The 18680-nt window shown below is 72.4% G+C and carries 18 protein-coding genes, 1 tRNA gene and 1 pseudogene; 6 read left to right on the forward strand and 14 right to left on the reverse strand.

Going from position 1 to position 18680, the window contains the following annotated elements; all coding sequences use genetic code 11:
• The first annotated feature begins 191 nt into the window (after positions 1-191).
• Both OH804_RS23490 and OH804_RS23495 read left to right on the forward strand, forming a co-directional pair.
• On the forward strand, positions 192-1121 hold the full coding sequence (locus OH804_RS23490) for a ribonuclease Z (RefSeq protein ID WP_196921125.1): 930 nt from the start codon (positions 192-194) through the stop codon (positions 1119-1121).
• Positions 1118-1627: a GNAT family N-acetyltransferase gene (locus tag OH804_RS23495; RefSeq protein ID WP_406059544.1), complete on the forward strand. Its 510-nt coding sequence runs from the start codon at positions 1118-1120 to the stop codon at positions 1625-1627. Before OH804_RS23490 ends, OH804_RS23495 begins: the two co-directional genes overlap by 4 nt.
• Positions 1628-1802: 175 nt before the next feature.
• Here OH804_RS23495 and OH804_RS23500 read toward each other — a convergent pair whose 3' ends face one another.
• Both OH804_RS23500 and OH804_RS23505 read right to left on the reverse strand, forming a co-directional pair.
• The gene (locus tag OH804_RS23500; RefSeq protein ID WP_196921122.1) at positions 1803-3173 is read right to left on the reverse strand and encodes a cystathionine beta-synthase; all 1371 of its coding nucleotides are present in this window, start codon (positions 3171-3173) and stop codon (positions 1803-1805) included.
• Positions 3174-3246: 73 nt separating this feature from the next.
• Entirely contained in the window at positions 3247-3603 is a 357-nt protein-coding gene (locus OH804_RS23505) for a YkvA family protein (RefSeq protein WP_112582466.1), read from the reverse strand.
• Positions 3604-3753: 150 nt separating this feature from the next.
• On the opposite strand from OH804_RS23505, the pseudogene OH804_RS23510 reads away from it, so the two are divergent.
• The 3 genes and pseudogenes from OH804_RS23510 to OH804_RS23520 form a co-directional block, all read left to right on the forward strand.
• Positions 3754-4817, forward strand: a pseudogene (locus tag OH804_RS23510) (SGNH/GDSL hydrolase family protein); the annotation flags it as partial.
• Positions 4803-5615 (forward strand): SGNH/GDSL hydrolase family protein, encoded by an 813-nt coding sequence (locus OH804_RS23515; RefSeq protein ID WP_196921119.1) that lies wholly within the window; start codon positions 4803-4805, stop codon positions 5613-5615. The pseudogene OH804_RS23510 and the gene OH804_RS23515, both read left to right, overlap by 15 nt.
• A gap of 78 nt (positions 5616-5693) precedes the next feature.
• Entirely contained in the window at positions 5694-6956 is a 1263-nt protein-coding gene (locus tag OH804_RS23520) for an acetyl-CoA C-acetyltransferase (RefSeq protein ID WP_406059547.1), read from the forward strand.
• A 12-nt stretch (positions 6957-6968) separates the two neighbouring features.
• Here OH804_RS23520 and OH804_RS23525 read toward each other — a convergent pair whose 3' ends face one another.
• The 4 genes from OH804_RS23525 to OH804_RS23540 form a co-directional block, all read right to left on the reverse strand.
• A complete protein-coding gene (locus OH804_RS23525) occupies positions 6969-7289 on the reverse strand; it encodes a hypothetical protein (RefSeq protein WP_196921116.1) in 321 nt (106 codons plus the stop codon).
• Between the two features lie 46 nt (positions 7290-7335).
• Complete coding sequence (locus tag OH804_RS23530) at positions 7336-8094, reverse strand: Bax inhibitor-1/YccA family protein (protein ID WP_406059549.1); 759 nt, start codon at positions 8092-8094, stop codon at positions 7336-7338.
• Positions 8095-8229: 135 nt separating this feature from the next.
• Positions 8230-9045 (reverse strand): Bax inhibitor-1/YccA family protein, encoded by an 816-nt coding sequence (locus tag OH804_RS23535; protein WP_196921112.1) that lies wholly within the window; start codon positions 9043-9045, stop codon positions 8230-8232.
• A 106-nt stretch (positions 9046-9151) separates the two neighbouring features.
• Positions 9152-9232, reverse strand: a tRNA-Leu gene (locus OH804_RS23540).
• Between the two features lie 101 nt (positions 9233-9333).
• Here OH804_RS23540 and OH804_RS23545 point away from each other — a divergent pair.
• Positions 9334-11193: a hypothetical protein gene (locus tag OH804_RS23545; RefSeq protein WP_406059552.1), complete on the forward strand. Its 1860-nt coding sequence runs from the start codon at positions 9334-9336 to the stop codon at positions 11191-11193.
• 72 nt (positions 11194-11265) lie between these two features.
• On the opposite strand, the gene OH804_RS23550 is transcribed toward OH804_RS23545, so the two are convergent.
• From OH804_RS23550 to OH804_RS23585, 8 genes are all read right to left on the reverse strand, one after another.
• The gene (locus OH804_RS23550) at positions 11266-12597 is read right to left on the reverse strand and encodes an NAD(P)/FAD-dependent oxidoreductase (protein ID WP_196921108.1); all 1332 of its coding nucleotides are present in this window, start codon (positions 12595-12597) and stop codon (positions 11266-11268) included.
• A 102-nt stretch (positions 12598-12699) separates the two neighbouring features.
• Positions 12700-13260: a hypothetical protein gene (locus OH804_RS23555; RefSeq protein WP_406059554.1), complete on the reverse strand. Its 561-nt coding sequence runs from the start codon at positions 13258-13260 to the stop codon at positions 12700-12702.
• 107 nt (positions 13261-13367) lie between these two features.
• Entirely contained in the window at positions 13368-14810 is a 1443-nt protein-coding gene (locus tag OH804_RS23560) for a DUF58 domain-containing protein (RefSeq protein WP_406059556.1), read from the reverse strand.
• Positions 14810-15817, reverse strand: coding sequence for a MoxR family ATPase (locus OH804_RS23565; RefSeq protein WP_196921102.1), 1008 nt, complete (start codon positions 15815-15817; stop codon positions 14810-14812). The genes OH804_RS23560 and OH804_RS23565 overlap by 1 nt, the downstream gene beginning before the upstream one ends.
• A complete protein-coding gene (locus OH804_RS23570) occupies positions 15817-16401 on the reverse strand; it encodes a hypothetical protein (RefSeq protein WP_406059558.1) in 585 nt (194 codons plus the stop codon). Before OH804_RS23570 ends, OH804_RS23565 begins: the two co-directional genes overlap by 1 nt.
• On the reverse strand, positions 16398-17183 hold the full coding sequence (locus OH804_RS23575; protein ID WP_406059560.1) for a DUF4129 domain-containing protein: 786 nt from the start codon (positions 17181-17183) through the stop codon (positions 16398-16400). The genes OH804_RS23570 and OH804_RS23575 overlap by 4 nt, the downstream gene beginning before the upstream one ends.
• A 22-nt stretch (positions 17184-17205) precedes the next feature.
• On the reverse strand, positions 17206-17919 hold the full coding sequence (locus tag OH804_RS23580) for a uracil-DNA glycosylase (RefSeq protein WP_406059562.1): 714 nt from the start codon (positions 17917-17919) through the stop codon (positions 17206-17208).
• Between the two features lie 19 nt (positions 17920-17938).
• Positions 17939-18625 (reverse strand): dienelactone hydrolase family protein, encoded by a 687-nt coding sequence (locus OH804_RS23585; protein ID WP_112671006.1) that lies wholly within the window; start codon positions 18623-18625, stop codon positions 17939-17941.
• Positions 18626-18680 lie beyond the last annotated feature (55 nt).

An 18680-nucleotide genomic window follows, 5' to 3' on the forward strand; every position in this document is an offset into this window, starting at 1 on the left:
AGCTAGCCGCTGTCCTCGACAGTGATCGGCTCGCCGCGAGGCGGGCAAGAAGCACCATCGTCGAGACCGTGTGGCAGCGGTGCGGCGAATCCACGACAGCCACCCGACCCCCGGGGTGCCGGCCAAGTCCAGCCGGCCCGCGCACATGCGCGGAGCGCCCCGGGGGTCGCTCCATATCCGCGGGAGTGGCGATGTCCATGCGCGAGCTGGTGGTGCTGGGGACGGCCAGCCAGGCGCCGACCCGTCAGCGCAACCACAACGGGTACGTGCTGCGCTGGGACGACGAGGTGATCCTCTTCGACCCGGGCGAGGGCAGCCAACGTCAGCTCCTGCACACCACTGTCACCGCCACCGACCTGACCCGGATCTGCGTCACCCACTTCCACGGCGACCACTGCCTCGGTCTGCCCGGCACCATCCAGCGACTCTCCCTGGACCGGGTGGCGCACCCGGTCGCCGTGCACTTCCCCGCCGGCGGCGCCGAATACTTCGCCCGGCTGCGGTACGCCACCTCCTTCTACGAGACGGCCGAGCTGCGGGTCGAGCCCATCGAGGCCGACGGGCAGCGGATCGCCCTGCGCTGCGGCACGCTGGAGGCACGCCGGCTCCGGCACCCCATCGAGACGTACGGCTACCGGCTGGTCGAGCCGGACGGGCACCGGATGCTGCCGGAGAAGCTGGCCGCGTACGGCATCGCCGGGCCGGCCGTCGGTGAGCTGATCCGCGTCGGGCACCTGGACCTCGACGGACGCCGCGTCACCCGGGCCGAGGTGAGCGTGCCCCGGCCGGGGCAGCGGTTCGCGTTCGTGATGGACACCGGCCTCTGCGACGGGGTGTACGCCCTCGCCGAGCACGCCGACCTGCTGGTCATCGAGTCGACGTTCCTGGAGTCGGAGGCCGCGCTCGCCGCCGAGGTCGGGCATCTCACGGCGGCGCAGGCCGCCCGGGTGGCGACCGAGTCCGGGGTACGCCGCCTCGTGCTCACCCACTTCTCCCAGCGCTACCCCGACCCGCGCCGGTTCCACGACGAGGCGCGGGCGCACTTTGACGGTGATCTGATCATCGCCGAGGATCTGACCACGGTGCAGCTTCCGCCACGCCGGGTAGATTCGGCTGGGTGACCGTCACGCTCCGCCCCGCGACCGAAGGCGACCTGACGGCGGTGGGTGCCCTGCACCAGCGCTCCCGGGTCGCCGCGTACTCCTCCTTCCTGCCGGCCGAGGCGCTGGCCGACCCGACACCGGAGGCGATGGGGCGTTACTGGGTCGAGCGGTGGATCTGGGAGCGGGACACCCACCGGATGACAGTGGCCGAGCGGGCCGGGGCGGTGGTCGGGTTCAGCCACCTGGGCCCGGACGACGAGGACGACCCGGCCACCGGGTTGCTCAACGCGATCCACCTCGACCCGGCCGAGCAGGGCCGCGGCGTCGGCCGCACCCTGATGGTGGACGCGTTGGACGCCATGCGGGCGCAGGGCTGGCGACGCGCCGCGCTCTGGGTGCTGCGGGACAACGCCCACGCACGCTCGTTCTACGAGCGCGGCGGCTGGACCCCGACCGGGAACGAACGGGACGAGGCGATCGGGTCGGCGCAGACCCGACAGTTGCGCTACACCCGCCCCCTCTGAAGGATGCCACCGCCCGCTGGGAGCCCACCCCTGGTGCGCAACCTTTGCTCTGCTTCACCATGCGCAACAGCGAGTGTCCGATTACCGGACACTCGCTGTTGCGTGGAGTGAAGCAGAGCAAAGGACGGCACGGAGAGGTTGGGCGCCGCCCGCGGAGCGCTCCCCGCAGCGGCGGTTAGTGGGCGCCCAGGTGGGACAGGAGGTCCTGGCGGGTGAGCACACCCTTGGGCTTGCCGTCGACCAGGACGAGCGCGGCGTCGGACTTCTCCAGCATGCCCACCGCCTCGCTCACCGGCTGACCACCACCGATCATCGGCAGAGGGTCGCCCATGTGCCGCTCGATCGTGTCGTGCAGGTGGGCCTGACCGGTGAACAGCGCGTCGAGCAGGTCCCGCTCGGCGATCGAGCCGGCGACCTCACCGGTCACCACGGGCGGCTCGGCCTTGAGCACCGGCAGCTGCGAGACGCCGTACTCGCGCATGTAGTCGATCGCGTCGCGGACGGTCTCGGTCGGGTGCACGTGCACCAGCTCGGGCAGCCCGCCCGGCTTGCTGGCCAGCGCGTCGGCCACCGTCGGCTCGGCGCCGGAGTTGTCGAGGAAGCCGTACCGGGCCATCCACGAGTCGTTGAAGATCTTGGAGAGGTAACCACGACCACCGTCGGGCAGCAGCACCACCACCACGTCGTCCGGGCCGGCCCGGCGGGCGACCTCCAGGGCGGCCACCACCGCCATACCGCAGGAGCCGCCGACCAGCAGCCCCTCCTCGCGGGCCAGTCGCCGGGTCATCTCGAAGGACGCCTTGTCGGAGACCTCCACGATCTCGTCGGCGACACCCCTGTCGTACGTCTCCGGCCAGAAGTCCTCGCCGACGCCCTCCACCAGGTACGGCCGGCCGGTGCCACCGGAGTAGACCGAGCCCTCCGGGTCGGCCCCCACGACGCGCACCCGACCCTCGGAGGCCTCCTTGAGGTACCGGCCGATGCCGGAGATGGTGCCGCCGGTCCCCACGCCGGTCACGAAGTGGGTGAGCTGGCCGTCGGTCTGCTTCCACAGCTCCGGGCCGGTGGTCTCGTAGTGCGAGCGTGGGTTGGCCGGGTTGCTGTACTGGTTGGGCTTCCAGGCGCCGGGGATCTCCCGGGTCAGCCGGTCGGAGACGTTGTAGTACGAGCGCGGGTCCTCCGGCGCGACGGCGGTCGGGCAGACCACCACCTCGGCGCCGTACGCCCGGAGCACGTCCTGCTTGTCCTGGCTGACCTTGTCGGGGCAGACGAAGACACACTTGTAGCCCTTGAGCTGGGCCACCAGGGCCAGCCCGACACCGGTGTTGCCGCTGGTCGGCTCGACGATGGTGCCACCGGGCTTGAGCAGGCCGGCGGCCTCGGCGTCCTCCACCATCCGCAGCGCGATCCGGTCCTTCACCGAGCCGCCCGGGTTGACGTACTCCACCTTCGCCAGCACTGTGGCCTGGATGCCCTTGGTGACGTTACGCAGACGCACCAGCGGGGTGTTTCCGATCATGTCGACGACGTTGTCGTAGTACTGCACGGTGTGCCCTTCGTTGCGGCGCCGGCGGTGGGCGGCCGGGAAGACTTTTCCTCGCCGCCCAGCGTACGTGTCGTCAGGGCACCAGCCCCCCGGGGATGACCGAGCTGCGGCGGGCCTCCCACTCCAGGAACCGATCGGTCTCGGCGAGGACGCTGCCGGCCAACCAGGTGACCATGACCGCGTCGTCGGCCAGCCCGAAGATCGCCAACGGGATCTCCGGGAGCAGGTCGATCGGCGAGACGATGTACGCCGTCGCCGCGGTCATCAGGGCCAGCCGGAGGCCGCCGTCGTACTCCCCCTTGGTCGTGGCTCGGATCATCCGGGGCAACGCGGCCAACCGCGTGCCGATCGACGGCCCGTTGCGCGCCCCGGCCGCCAGGGCCCGCGCAAGGGCCGTGAACGCCGCGCTGCGCTTCAGTGTCTTACCCATCGTCGCGCTCCTCTCCGCCGGATCAGCGTGGCGGGTCGGCGCAAGTCGGCCGGCCTCTGGAACCCTGGTACCCCGTCGCGTCGGTTTCCAGGCACCCGGGTGCCGTCACGACGACAGCGGTGTGTCGGGCCAGCGCGATAATGTCGCGGTATGGGGGTGGCACATTCCGTCGTACCCGGTGGTGAGCGCTGGCGACAGGCCCGGCGGTTCCTTCGGCTGGCAGCCATCGGGACAGGCGCCACCGCGGCGGCCGCGGTGGCGACCGGCGGGGTGCTTGTCGGTCAGGCCCGCCAGGCTCGACGGACCATCCCGATGGCCGAGGCGCCGCCGCCCCGCTGCGACGGGATGTACGGCGCGAAGTTCCCCGGCCCGGCGCTGACCATGGTCGTGCTCGGTGACTCGTCGGCGGCCGGTTACGGGGTGCACCGCCGTCGGGAGACGCCCGGGGCGCTGCTCGCCACCGGCCTGTCCCGTCGACTGCACCGGCCGGTGCAGCTGCACCGCTTCGCGGTGGTCGGCGCCATCTCGGCGGCGCTGCGCCACCAGGTGGAGGCGGCGCTGGAGTGCCGACCCGACATCGCGGTGATCCTCATCGGCGGCAACGACATCACCAACCGCACCCCACGGGGCCTCGCGGTGCGCTATCTGGTCGAGGCGGTGCACACCCTGCGCGACGCGGGCTGCGAGGTGGTCGTCGGCACCTGCCCCGACCTGGGCGCGATCCGCCCGATCCAGCCACCCCTGCGCTGGCTGGCGCACCGCTGGAGCCGCCAGCTCGCCGCGGCCCAGACGGTGGCCGTGGTCGAGACGGGCGGCTGGACGGTCTCCCTCGGCGACCTGCTCGGCCCCCGGTTCGCCGCCGAGCCGACCCGGATGTTCGCCTGGGACCGGTTCCATCCCTCCGCCGAGGGGTACGCGATGGCCGCCGCCGCGCTCCTGCCGACGATGCTCTCCGCCCTCGGCGCGACCCCGGAACGACGGGCCACACCGACCCGCGGCGACGGCGTACGGTCGCTGCCGAAGGCCGCGCAGGAGGCGGCTCGACACGCTGGCACCGAGGTCAGCGGCGTCCAGGTCCGGGGCCGCGACCGAGGGCCCGCCGGCCGGTGGGCGCAGCTGCGCCGACGGGCGTTCTTCGGTGTCGGCGCGGTGCCGCAACACGGGTCCGCCTCGGACACCTCGACAGTGGAGGGACTGGCATGAACGAGCGCAGCGCGCGGAGCGTGACCTCCGGCGTCGCCGGCCGACTGGGTCGGGCGGCGGCGTTCTCGCTGCTCGCCGGCACCGTCGGGGGCGCCGCCGTCCTGGCCGGTGAGGCGTTCGTCGCGCGGCACCGACGCTACGCCCAACCGGAGCTGGGCCTGGCCCTGCGCGCCACGATCGGCCGGGCGGGCGCTGCTCCGCTGCGACTGGTGCTGCTGGGCGACTCGTCGGCGTTGGGCGTGGGTGTCGACCGGCTGGAGGACACCATCGGTGGGCAGTTGGCCAACCTGCTCGCCGAGGGTCCGACCGGCCGTCGGGTGCACCTGTCCAGCGTCGGTGTCTCCGGGTCCCGCTCGACGGACCTCGCCACCCAGGTGGCTCGGGCCCTGCTCGGTGAGCGGCCCGACGTGGCGTTGATCCTGATCGGCGCGAACGACGCCACCGGGCTGCGCCGACCGTCCGACGCGGCGGCCTATCTCGGCGCGGCGGTGCACCGGCTGCGGGAGGCGCGCGTCGAGGTGGTGGTGGGCACCTGCCCCGACCTCGGGGCGGTGCGGGCCATCGCGCCTCCGCTGCGCCAGGTGGTCGGCTGGTCCGGGCGTCGGGTGGCCCGCGCGCAGACCACTGCCGTGCTGGAGGCGGGCGGCTCGGTGGTCGATCTGGCCACCGAGACCGGGCCGGTGTTCCGGGCCGACGCCGGCACGCTCTGCCAGGACGGCTTCCATCCCTCCGCCGACGGCTACCGGGTGTGGGCGCACGCGCTGCTGCCCGCCATCGTCGCCGCGGCGGCGGCCACCACCCGCCGCTAGATCGTCCCGGCCAGGGGTGACATTTCCCGCCGCGTCCGCTTCTTCCGCGCCATGTTACTGGCGGGTTAACGTTGGCCCATGCCGATTGAGTCGTCCCGCGACGCCGTCATCGTCGCCACCGCCCGCTCCCCCATCGGCCGGGCGCACAAGGGGTCCCTGCGCGACGTCCGCTCCGACGACCTCGCCGCCACCATCGTCCAGGCCGCGCTGGACAAGATCCCCGCGCTCGATCCGACCACCATCGACGACCTCTACCTCGGGTGCGGCCTGCCCGGCGGCGAGCAGGGCTTCAACATGGCCCGGGTGGTGTCCACCCTCCTCGGTCTGGACACTGTCCCCGGCGCCACGCTGACCCGCTACTGCGCCTCGTCGTTGCAGACCACCCGCATGGCGATGCACGCGATCCGGGCCGGCGAGGGCGACGTGTTCGTCTCCGCCGGAGTGGAGATGGTCTCCCGTTACGCCCGGGGCAGCTCCGACGGGCTGCCGCCCGAGGCGCAGGCCCTGGTCGGCGGCGGCTGGGAGAACCCCCGCTTCGGCCCGGCCGGCGACCGCTCGAAGCAGCGCGCGCAGGGCGGCGCCGAGGTGTGGACCGACCCGCGCGAGGCCGGTGAGCTGCCCGACATCTACCTGACCATGGGGCAGACCGCAGAGAACCTGGCCCAGGTGTACGACGTCACCCGCGCCGACATGGACGAGTTCGGCGTACGCAGCCAGAACCTCGCCGAGAAGGCCATCGCCGACGGCTTCTGGGCCCGGGAGATCACCCCGGTCACCACGCCGGACGGCACTGTGGTGAGCACCGACGACGGGCCCCGGGCCGGCGTCACCCTCGACGCGGTCGCCGGCCTGAAGCCGGTGTTCCGCCCGGACGGTCGGATCACCGCCGGCAACTGCTGCCCGCTCAACGACGGCGCGGCGGCCGTGGTGGTGATGAGCGCCCGGCGGGCCGAGGAGCTCGGGCTCACCCCGCTGGCCCGGATCGTCTCGACCGGTGTGACAGCACTGTCGCCGGAGATCATGGGCCTCGGGCCGGTCGAGGCGTCCCGGCAGGCGCTGCGCCGCGCCGGCATGACAATCGACGACGTCGACCTCGTCGAGATCAACGAGGCGTTCGCCGCGCAGGTCATCCCCTCCTACCGCCAGCTGGGCATCCCGGAGGAGAAGCTGAACGTGATGGGCGGAGCCATCGCGGTCGGTCACCCGTTCGGCATGACCGGCGCCCGGATCACCGGCACCCTGCTCAACGCACTCGAGTGGCACGACAAGACCATCGGTCTGGAGACCATGTGCGTGGGCGGTGGCCAGGGCATGGCCATGGTGCTCGAACGGCTCAACTGAGCCGAGCTGCCCTCAGAGCGCGCTACGGGTCGCCGTCACCTCGGCGGCGGCCCGGGCCAGCGCCTCGGGCCCCGGGTCGGCGGCCAGCAGGTCCGCCGTGACCACCCGCAGTTGGTCCGGCAGGGCCAGGTCGTTGTCGAGCCGGGGCACGACCCGGCGCGGCTCCCCCTCGGCGTCGGCGGACAGGTTGGCCACCTCCTGCACCAGGCGGTGCACCAGGTCGGCGCGGGACACGTTGCCGGCGGTCGCGACCGCCGCCCACCGGGGCTGCTGCCAGTGCGCTATCTGACGGACCAGCAACTGCACGGCCTTGTCCAACTCCGCTGCGCTCATCGCCGCCGAGTCTACGGCCGACACCGACCGCGCCGGGTCGGGCCGGTCAGCGGCGCAGGTAGCTGAGCAGCCGCAGCAGCTGCCAGTAGAGGAAGACCAGCCCGGTGAGCAGGCCGAACGCGCTCAGCCACGCGTACCGGCGGGCTCGACCGTCGCGCACCGAGCGCTCGACGAGGTCGAAGTCGAGGATGAAACTGAACGCCCCGGCGATGATGGCCACCACCGAGAACACGTACGGCAGCCAGCCGACCTCCCCGCTGACGCTGTAGACCGCCAGACCCGGTCGCCCGGTGATCAGGTACGACACCAGGTTGACCACGCTGAGCACGGCGATGCCGAGCAGGGTGCCGATCACCAGGCGGGCCAACCGGGGCGTCGCCCGGATCACCCGGGCCCGGTAGAGCGCCGCCATGCCGAGGAAGACGCCGAAGGTGCCTGCCACCGCCTGCACCACGATGCCCGGATAGACCTGCTCGAAGGTGCGGCTCGCCACCCCCAGCAGCAGGCCCTGGAGGATCGCGTAGCCAACGATCGGCACCGGGTTGGTGATCGCCCGCAACGAGATGACCAGGACCAGCGCGATCGAGGCGAGAGCGCTGCCGGCCAGCGCGGCACCCAGCCACACGGCGTCGGGGATCACCGCCCAGGACACCGCGGCGGCCGCGCCGGTCACGAGCAGCAACCCGACGGTACGGACCACCACGTCGTCGACTGTCATCGGCTCGACGTCACGGGCGCCGAGCACCCGGGCCTCCACCCGGCCGGCCTCGTCCAGTCGGTTGAGCACCGGGTTGTTGCTGCGCACCGCCGCCTCCTTCGCCCGCGTCCCCCCGACGTCACTCTGCCCCGGTCGGACCGGCGGCGGCGGGCAAACGGCGCGGAGGACGGCGCCCGCCCCCACCGGAGTGGGGACGGGCGCCGGTCGGCAGTGCGGACGAGGTCAGTCGTCGCCCTGGAAGTAGCTCAGCAGGCGCAGGATCTCGATGTAGAGCCAGACCAGGCTGACCAGGATGCCGAACGCGGCCGTCCAGGAGTATCGCTGCGGCAGGCCCATCCGGACGCCGTCCTCGATCTCCTTGAAGCTGAGCACGAAGCTCAGCGAGGCGACCACGATGCAGACCAGGCTGAAGCCGATGGCCAGCGGGCTGCCGTCACGCAGACCGGTGTTGACGCCGAACAGCGCCAGCACCAGGTTGATCATCATGACGGCGAAGAGGCCGACCATCACCGCGATCATGCCCTTGACGAAGGCCGGGGTGGCCCGGATGACCTTCGCCTTGTAGAGCATCGCCATCAGGAAGAAGATGCCGAAGCTGGCCACGGCGGCCTGGAGCACGATGCCGTCGTAGCGCGTCTCGAACGCCTTGCTGACCATGCCGACGAAGACACCCTCGACGACCGCGTACGCGATCACGAGCGCCGGGTTGGCCATCCGGGAGAACGAGATGATCAAGCCGAGGACCAGGCCGACCACCGCCGCGCCGATCCAGGCGGTACCGACCAGCGCGTCGGGCACGAGCACCCAGGCGGCCGCGGCGGTGATGCCAAGGATGCCGAGCAGAGCGACAGTCTTGACGACCACGTCGTCGACGGTCATCGGCGCCACGGTCGGCGGCGCGGCCGGGTAACCGGCCTGGGACGGGTACTGCTGGGGAATGCCGGGCTGTCCGTACGGCCCGGCCGGGGCGTACCCGGCGGAGCGCTCCCGCTCGGCCGCTTGGCCGAGCCGGGCGAGCACCGGGTTCGAGGTCTTCACTGTCTGGCCTCCCTCAGGGGGTCGTTTGCACGTGAACGTGCCCTCCAAGAGTAAACGGCGCAGCCAAGTCCTGGAGATCACGAATGAGAATGTGTGAGCCGACCGGTGCCCGGGGCGGGGGTCGAACCCGCACGCCTCTCGGCAGCCGCTTTTAAGGCGGCCGTGTCTGCCTTTCCACCACCCGGGCGAGTGGCACCGGCGCGCCGACACGCCTGGTGCAGTGTCACCGTAGCCGGTCTGCGGCGACCCGGCGTACCCCGCCGCCCAGGCCACATTAGGGTCGATGCCGTGAGCAGCGCAGCCCCCACGGCCCCCGACGCCGCCCCTGAGCAGGCATTCCGCCTCGCCGATCAGGTCAACCGCCGACCCCGGGCCACCCGGCTGCTGGCCGCCGTCCGCCGACACCGGGCGGATCTGCTGGCCGCGTTGATCTTCGCGATGCTGGCCGGCTGGCTCACCCACGGGCTGTGGCCCGACCCGGGAGGCCGCATCCTGGCGCTCAATCCGGAGGACCAGACCCTCTACGAGTGGTTCCTGGCGGTGGACGCCCGCGCGCTGCTCGGCGACTTCGACCTGCTCACCGACCGGCTCAACGCTCCCGACGGCGTCAACCTGATGGCCAACACCACCGTGATCGCACTCGGCATCCTCTTCGCGCCGGTCACCCTGCTGCTGGGCGCGCCGGTCACCTTCGCGCTCCTCGCCGCCGCCAACCTCGCCGGCACCGCCCTCGCCTGGTACCTGCTGTTCCACCGGACGCTGCGCACCCGCCGGGTGGCCGCCGCACTCGGCGGCGGGCTGTGCGGATTCGGACCCGGCATGGTCTCGCAGACCAACAGCCACCTGCACATGACCGCCCAGTGGCTGGTGCCGGTGATCGTCTGGCTGGTGGTCCGGCTGCTGCGAGCGGCCGACCCGGGGCCCGGGACAACCGACGAGACCGGTCACACCCGAACCACCGGGCCGGACCGGCGGCGGATGCTCACCTCCGCCGCAGGGCTGGCCGGCGCGGTCACCGCGCAGGTCTTCATCGGCGAGGAGGTGCTCTTCCTCGCCGCGATCACGCTGCTGGTGATGGCGATCAGCTATGCCGTGGCGGACCGGGACCTGGCCCGCAGGGCGCTTCCCGGGTTCGTCGGCGGGTTGGCGATCGCCGCCGGGCTCGCCCTGCTGGTGCTCGGCTATCCGCTGTGGTTCCAGTTCGCCGGGCCGCAGGGCGTCGCGGACGGGATGTTCACCCCGGCCTACTTCTCCGCCGACCTGAGCAGTTGGTGGACGCTCTCCCCACTGTCGGTGGCGGGCAGCGACGAATCCGCCCGGCTGACCACCGGCCCCGCCGAGTACAACACCTTCCTCGGCTGGCCACTGCTGCTGGTCGCCGCGGTCTGCGCGGTCCGGGCCGGCCGACGCCGGCTGGTCTTCGCCTGCGTCGTGGCGGGTCTGGTGATGGGAGCCCTGTCGCTCGGCCCGGAGGTGGTGCTCGGCGGCACCCGGACGGCGATCCCCGGCCCGTACGCCCTGATCGGTGGGCTGCCGGTGGTGGACGGTGCGTTGCCGATGCGCTTCGCGCTGGCGTTGCTGCCGATCGTCGCGACGCTGCTGGTGCTCGCTGTCGACCGGGCCCTGCGCAGCTCCGGTCGGGCGCGGCGGCTGGTGCCACTGGCCGTCGGCGTGGCGCTGCTGCCGATCTTCCCGACCCCCCTGCCGACCGCCGGGCGACCGGCAGTGCCGGAGTTCATCACCGGCGGCCACTGGCGGCAGTGCGTAACCCCGGGCGGGGTGCTGGTCCCGGTGCCGCTGCCCACCCCGAAGGAGCCCTGGCCAATGCGCTGGGCGACCGCCGCCGACGCCGGTTTCGGGCTGCCGGAAGGCTTCTTCATCGGCCCGTACGGCAGGGGCGGCACCGCGGCGATGGGCACCTTCAAGCAGCCCACCTCCGCACTACTGGCGGATGTCGCCCGGCGCGGCGACCAACCGGCCATCGGCGACGAGCAGCGCCGCCAGGCCGCCCGCGACGCCGACTTCTGGGGCGCCTCCTGCGTGGCGCTCACCGACGACGCCCCCCACGCCGACAGCCTGCGCGCCACCCTGGAACAGCTCTACGGCCCACCCACCCGCATCGCCGACGCCTGGACCTGGCGCGTCTGACCAGGACAACGGACACGAAAGGGCCCTCTCCCACCGGAACGGCGGGAAGGGGCCCTTTGGTGCAGTTGGCCGTCAGACGCGGGGCGCGCCGACCGGCTGGGAGGCCTCGACGAACTCCTCGCGCGGGTCGTGCAACTGGCCCAGGGCGACCACCTCACGCTTGAGGAAGAACGCCAACGACCAGTCCACCACCACGCGGACCTTGCGGTTGAACGACGGGATCCGGCTCATGTGGTACGTACGGTGCATCACCCACGCCGGCCAACCGGTCATCTTGATCCCGTACACCTGGGCCACGCCCTTGTGCAGGCCGAGGCTCGCCACGCTGCCGACGTGCTTGTGCTTGTAGTCCACCGGCTCGCGACCCCGGATCACGGCCGTGATGTTGTCGGCCATCCGGGCGGCCTGGCGCACCGCGTGCTGAGCGCTCGGCGAGCAGAAGTTGCCCGGCTCCTTGGTCAGGTCCGGCACGGCGGCGCAGTCGCCCGCGCTCCAGGCACCCTCGAGCACCTGGTCACCGTCGACCACCTGGAGCGTGGGCAGGCACGTGATCCGACGACGGTCGTCACGCGGGAAGTCGGTCGAGTCCAGCATCGGCGACGGCTTCACGCCGGCCGTCCAGACGATCGTGTCGGAGCGGAAGCTGTCACCGTCGGAGAGCTTGACCACCCCGTCGACGCAGGACTCGAGCCGGGTGTCCAGCCGGATGTCCATGTTCCGCTTCATCAGCTGCTGCACGGTGTAGGCGCCCATGTCCCGATCGACCTCGGGCAGCACCCGCTGGGTGGCCTCGACCAGCACCCAACGGACCTCGTCCTGCTTGAGCTCCGGGTAGTAGCGCAGGGCGTCGCGAGCCATGTCCTCCATCTCGGCGAGCGCCTCAATGCCGGCGTACCCACCGCCGACGAAGGTGAAGGTCAGCGCCGAACGGCGGACGTCGGGATCCGGAGTGGCGGCCGCCACGTCGAGCCGATCCAGCACGTGGTTACGCAGGTAGATCGCCTCGCCGATGGTCTTGAACCCGATGCCCTGCTCGTGCAGGCCAGGGATCGGCAGGGTGCGGGAGACCGAACCCGGCGCCACGATCACGTGGTCGTAGGTGATCTCCCGGGCCGGGCCGCTGATCGGCTGCACGGTGGCCACCTTGCGGTCGTGCTCGATGCGCGTGACCGTGCCGGCCACCATCTTGCACCGGCGCAACTCCCGCCGCAGCGGCACCACGGAGTGCCGCGGGGAGATGTTGCCCGCCGCAGCCTCGGGCAGGAACGGCTGGTAGGTCATGTGGGGTTGGGGGTCAACCACCATGACCTCAGCCTCACGGGAGCTGAGCTTCTTCGACAGGCGCAGGGCCGCGTACAGACCGACGTGCCCGGCACCAACCACAAGGATCCGCTTCGGATTCACGTTGTCTATCTTTCCCCGGCCGGCTCAGGTAATCCCGCTCGCGCCCCCCATCTGTGACGGAGCACAACCCATGTGACCTGCGTAACCCTCAGATCGCACTGGTCACCGGCGTCGCAGCAGCCAGCCCAGCAACGCTGCCATCGCCACCGCCACCAGCAGCCCCAGCACTGTCACCCACTGGTGTCCGGCTCCCCCACCCGTCCCCGCCGCCTGCAACAACAGCACGCCGAGTACGGCGGCACCCAACAACACGACGCCCGACCGCACCAACCAACGGCTGATCAGGTCGGGGTCCACCGCCGCGTCGTAGGGCAACAGGGCGGCCAGCGCGCAGAGGGTGTGAGCCAGGTAGAGCAGGGCCGCGACGGCAAGCAGCCGCCACAGGGCCACCGGACGGCCGTACCCGTCGGTGGCGAGCAGCCAACCGCCGACAGTTACCAACGCCGTGAAGGTCGCCCAGATCCGACGCGGACCGAAAGCTGGCAACAGGGCGGCAACCGCCAGGAAGAGGATCGGCCGGCCGGAGAGCACCTCTGACGGAAAGGCCAGGGCGAACCCGGCAAGGACGATGACGAAGATCGCGGCCCGGACCAGCAGCGGGGCCACACTGACCCGAGCGATGGCGTACTGCGCCGCCCGAACCCGCTCCACGACGGTGTTCACCGCACCCGCCTTCCGTTCGCGACTGCGGGGCTCGCAAGCTCACTCCTCGCGCTCACCGCGCCGCCTTTCGTTCGCGACTGCGGGGCTCGCAAGCTCACTCCTCGCGCTCACCGGCCACCCACCCTTGGGGCCGACGCCAAGCGGGCCACGTCCCGCAGCACCAGGTCCAGGCTGCCGGCACCGGCCCAACGCACCACCGGTACGCCGTGCTCGCGGAGCTGCCCGATCATGATCTCCCGATCCAGGCGCCACAGCCGGTACGCCACCTCGGCCCAACCCCGGTCCTTCGGCGACGCCAGGTCGGTCGGCAACGTGTCGACCGCCACCACGAACCGCCCGCCGCGGGCCAACCGGGCGAGCATCTGCGCCGACCGTTCGTCAAGCAACGGGGTGAGCACCACCACCAACGCGTCCGAGGAGAGCAACTGCGGGCCGAAAACCTGGTCGTACGGCTCGTGCGCGGACGCGTGCACCCGGACGTCGAGCAGCCACTCCAGGACGGTCAGGTACTGCCGCCGCCCCGCGGCCGGCCGGAGCCGGCGGGCTCCCGGTCCGTACTCCAGCAGCGAGACCCGATCACCCCGGTGCAGGTAGTGCTCGGCGATGGCTGCGGTGGCCCGGACGGTGGTGTCCAGCACCGACGCGGCGCCGTCCACCCCACCGGAGCGGCCCGCCTCGGCGAGCACGTCGAGCAGCACCACCACCTCCGCGTCCCGGTCGGAGAGGGTGGCCGCCACGTGCAGCTGCCGGGCCCGCAACGAGACCCGCCAGTCGATCCGGCGCAACCGGTCGCCGGGGGCGAACACCCGTACGCCGGCCAACTCGCCGCCCTCGCCGGGCCGGCGGGAGTGGTGCGCCCCGACCAGGCCGGCGGCGCGGGGCATCGCCTCCACCGCCTCGAACGGCTCGGTACGCGGGTACACCCGCACCCGGACCGGCTCGATGATCACCGCCCGGGAAACCAGCAGACCGCCCGCTGTGGCGGCCCGGGCACCGGCGGGGCCGATCGGGTGCCGGCCCCAGCGCAGAGCCTTGCCGGCCAACTCCAGGTCGACTGCGGCACCGATCGGCGCCGAGGTCACGAACGGCCGGTCCGCGACGGAACGACGCCCGCCGCTGCCCGCAGCCGCCGCACCGGTCGCCGGGAGGGTGCCTGTCGCTCCGTCGTCGACGGCCTCGTCTCGGGCGAAGCCGGCCCGGTCGATCCGCAGCCACGGCGACACGCGGGAACGCATCACCACCAGGTCGTAGTCGACAGTGTCCAGATTGCCGACGCTCACCGCCGCCGTCACGTCACCGCCCTCGACCAGCGGCCCGCCGTCACCCTGGCTGATCCACACCTCGGGCAGGGCCGTGGGCCGTCGACGCAGCGCGTACGCGGTGCCCAGCGCGAACGGCGCGGCGAGCACGACCAGGTCCACCCGACCCAGCAGCACGCCGGCCACCAGCAGCAGGCCGGCGAGCAGCACCGCGCGGCCGAGCGCCGGGGTGGGCGCCCAGCCGGCAGCCGGTTCCGCTTCGGTGGCCCTCGGCACTGTCGGTCCGGTCATCAGTGCCGGGGCCCGCCGGCGGCGTAGCTGGGCAGGGCGCCACTGGCCGGAGCGGGAGTCGCCTCCAGCACCTCGCCCACCACGAACGCCGGGTCGACCCGGCGCAACCACATCTCCGGGCGCAGGGTGATCCGGTGCGCCAGGGCGGGCGCCGCCACCGACTTGACGTCCTCCGGCACCACGTAGTCCCGCCCGCCGAAAACCGCGCGGACCCGGGCCAGCAGCAACAGCGCCAGCGAACCGCGAGGTGAGGCCCCGACCAGCACCGACGGGTGCTCCCGGGTGGCCGCCGTGAGCGACACGATGTAGCGGCCGATGGAGTCCTCCACCACCACGTCCTCCAGGGCGGCCTGCATGGCCCGCAGCGTCGCCGCGTCGACCACCGCCTTGATGTCCGCCTCCTCCCGGCGACGGCTCATCCGACGGCGCAGCACCTCCCACTCCTCCTCGTGCTGGGGGTAGCCGAACGAGACCCGCAGCAGGAACCGGTCCAGCTGCGCCTCGGGCAGCGGGTAGGTGCCCTCGTACTCGATGGGGTTGGCGGTGGCCAGCACGTGGAACGGCTCGTCCAACTTGTAGGTGACCCCCTCCACCGACACCTGCTTCTCCTGCATCGCCTCCAGGAGTGCGGACTGGGTCTTCGGCGGTGTCCGGTTGATCTCGTCGGCGAGGAGCAGGTTGGTGAAGACCGGGCCGGCCCGGAAGGTGAAGTCTCCGTTGCGCTGGTCGTAGAGGAAGGAGCCGGTGACGTCGGCGGGGAGCAGGTCGGGGGTGAACTGCAACCGACGGAAGTCCAACCCGAGGGCCTGGGCGAACGAGCGGGCGGTGAGCGTCTTACCAAGCCCTGGCAGGTCCTCCAGGAGGACGTGTCCGCCCGCGAGGATGCCGGCGAGGACCAGCTCCAACGCGTCCCGCTTGCCGACCACGACCGTGCCGACCGCGTCCAGGACCGCCCGAGCCAGCTGCCCGACCTCGGCGGGGGCAATGCTCCGGTCCACGTCGTTCATCAGATGCTCTCCAGTTCGGCGACGATCACCGCGAGTTCGCGCGGCGACGGGGTGCGGCGAGGCGGGGTCTCCAGGAACGTCCACAGGCGGTCACCCAGCAGGACGCGAGCGCGGGCGGGATCCGACTCACGGGTGACGCCGTGTTTCAGCCGCATCCGCTCGTCGGCCAGCTCACCGATCCGGGGCAGGACCGTGCCGCTGAACCTTTCGGGTCGGGTCGAGGACCAGTCCAGGGGCCATTCCCACCGGTTGATCGCGCTCCGCAGCGCGTCCCGGGCATCCCAGTTGTAGCTGCCATCCTCCTCGCCCGCGCCGACCCGACCACCACCCGGCGGGGATGGCGGCGGCGCGAGCAGGGCGGTGACCCGGCGCACCGCCAGCACGGCGAGCACCCCGGCGATCAGTACGGGCAACGAGACCTGCAGGCCCACCGCGCGGAGGCCGACGAGCAGGACCGCGACCAGCGCCGCGGCCCATGCGAGGGATCGCAGCACCGGACGCCACCGGGAGGCGCGCGCCTGCGGACCGACCGGTGCCGCCTCCTCCTCGAACGCGAGCAGATCGTCGATGCTGGTGCTGCTCACAGGGCGACCGCCGTGGTGAGCTCTCCGCGCAGCCGGCCGAGCGCGGCGCGGGCCTGGTCCCGGGTGCGTTCACCCACCGGGTGGGTGGCGTACCGGGCCTCCCGGTAGACGTGCGCGAACTCCGCCAGCACGTCGGTGCTGGCGATGGCCGGCACGCCCGCCTCCGGATCACCCTGCAACAGCCGGCTGACCAGGTCGGTGGGGGTGTCCCCGGCGAGCCTCGGCACGCCGGCCGCGGCGGCGGTCTCCTCCAGACGCACCCAGCAGGCGATCACCGCCACCCGGGGGTCGGTGTCCCGGTCGTCGAGCTCCACCAGGCCGGCGTCGAGGGCGGCCACCACCTCGCGGGCGGTGCCCTCGGCGGTGCGACGGGCCCGCTGCGCCGGTACCGCCCGGGTGGTGCGGCGCAGCGCGCCCCGGATCAGGACCCAGCTGAGGTAGCCGAGCGCGGCGAGGATGGCCAGCCCGAGCAGGACCACCGCGACCGTGCCGACCCACTGCGGAATGTGCGCCTGGGTGGCCTCGCCGGCGTCACGTGGCTCGATCGGGATGGACGGTGACGGCTCGACGGTCGGGTACTCGGGAACCCACGGAACGTTGTCCGCCGCCGGCGGGATCCGACTGGCCCCGATCGACGAGTGGGCGGACGCCAGCGCGGCACCGGCGAGCAGGGCGGCGACCGCACCGACCGGCCACCATCGGCGGAGCAGGCCGAGCACCGGAGGCAGCACACCCGGCTCGGCGGATGGTGCCGGTGTGGGCGGGCGTGTTCCGTCTGTCATCGCCACCACCCCACGCGTCGTCTCAGTCCACTCCGGCCAGCTGTTTAGCCTGGCCGAAGACGTCGTCCAACATCCCTGGTGTCAACCGCCCCGTGAAGGTGTTCTGCTGACTGACGTGGTAGCAGCCGAGCACGTCCGGGGCGTTCGTGCCGGACCAGTGTGCCCCATGACCGAACGCCGGTCGCGGGCTGGGCGGGCGCTGCCCGTACACCGCCCGGAGCACCGGCCACCACGCTGCCCAGGCGAACGCGCCCAGCGCGACGACGACCCGCAGCGTGGGCCGGATCAGCGCGACCTCGCGATGCAGCCAGGGTGCGCAGGTGTCCCGTTCCGCAGGGGTCGGCTTGTTGTCCGGAGGCGCACACCGGACGGCCGAGAAGACCCGCAGGTCCCGCACTGTCAGCCCGTCGTCGGCGGCGACGCTGGTCGGCTGGTTGGCCAGCCCGGCCCGGTGCAGCGCGGCGAACAACACGTCACCCGACCGGTCACCGGTGAAGATCCGGCCGGTGCGGTTGCCACCGTGCGCGGCGGGCGCCAGCCCGAGGATGGCGATCCGGGCGTCACCGCTGCCGAACCCCGGCACCGGCCGACCCCAGTACTCCTGGTCGCGGAAGGCGGCCCGCCGGGTGCGGGCGACCTCCTCCCGCCATTCGACCAGCCGTGGGCAGGCGAAACAGTCGCTCACCGCCGCGTCGAGGTCGGCCAGGTCGGTCGCCCGCGCTGCGCGGGCGACCACCTGTTCCGGGGTACGCGTCTCAGCCAAGCTTCGCCCGGAAGAGTTCCAGGGTGCGGGCCCAGGCGCTGGCGGCGGCGCGCTGGTCGAACGCCTCCGGCCGGTCGTCGTTGAAGAAGGCGTGCGAGGTGCCCGGGTAGTCGTAGAGGTGGCAGTCGCCGCCGGCCTCCTCGATCGCCCGACGAGCGGTCTGTACGCCCTCGTCGGCCGAGGTGCCGTCCTCTTCGGAGCAGTGGATGACGGCGGCCTTGCCGGCGTAGTCGGCCCAGTCGGGGCGCATCGACTCCCAGGGGAGCACCGGATAGAAACCGGCGGTGGCGACGATCCGCTCGGAGATGGTGGCCGACCAGAGGGCCAGGCTGCCACCGGCGCAGAAGCCCACGGCACCGACCTTACCGGTTACCTCGGGTCGCCCGGCGAGATAGTCGGCCGCTCCGGCGATGTCCTTCGCCGCCTCGTCCATCCGCATGGCCAGCAGGAGCCGCTGCGCCTCGTCCGGCTCGCTTGTCGTCTCACCGTGGTAGAAGTCCGGGGCGAGGGCCACGAAACCGGCCTCGGCGAACCGGTCCGCCACCGACCGGATGTGCGGGACCAGGCCCCACCATTCCTGGATGACGATGACGGCGGGGCTGGCCGTGCCGCTGGCGGGTATCGCGAGATACCCCTCGCTCGTGCCCCCGTTGCTGCGGTAGCTCACCATTTCGCCCATGGGCCGTCCTCCTAGCGGTCAGTCATCGTTGGCTGGTCGCCCAGTGGTCCTACGT

The organism is Micromonospora sp. NBC_00860 (assembly GCF_045207375.1).
GTDB classification, from domain to species: Bacteria; Actinomycetota; Actinomycetes; order Mycobacteriales; family Micromonosporaceae; genus Micromonospora; species Micromonospora vinacea.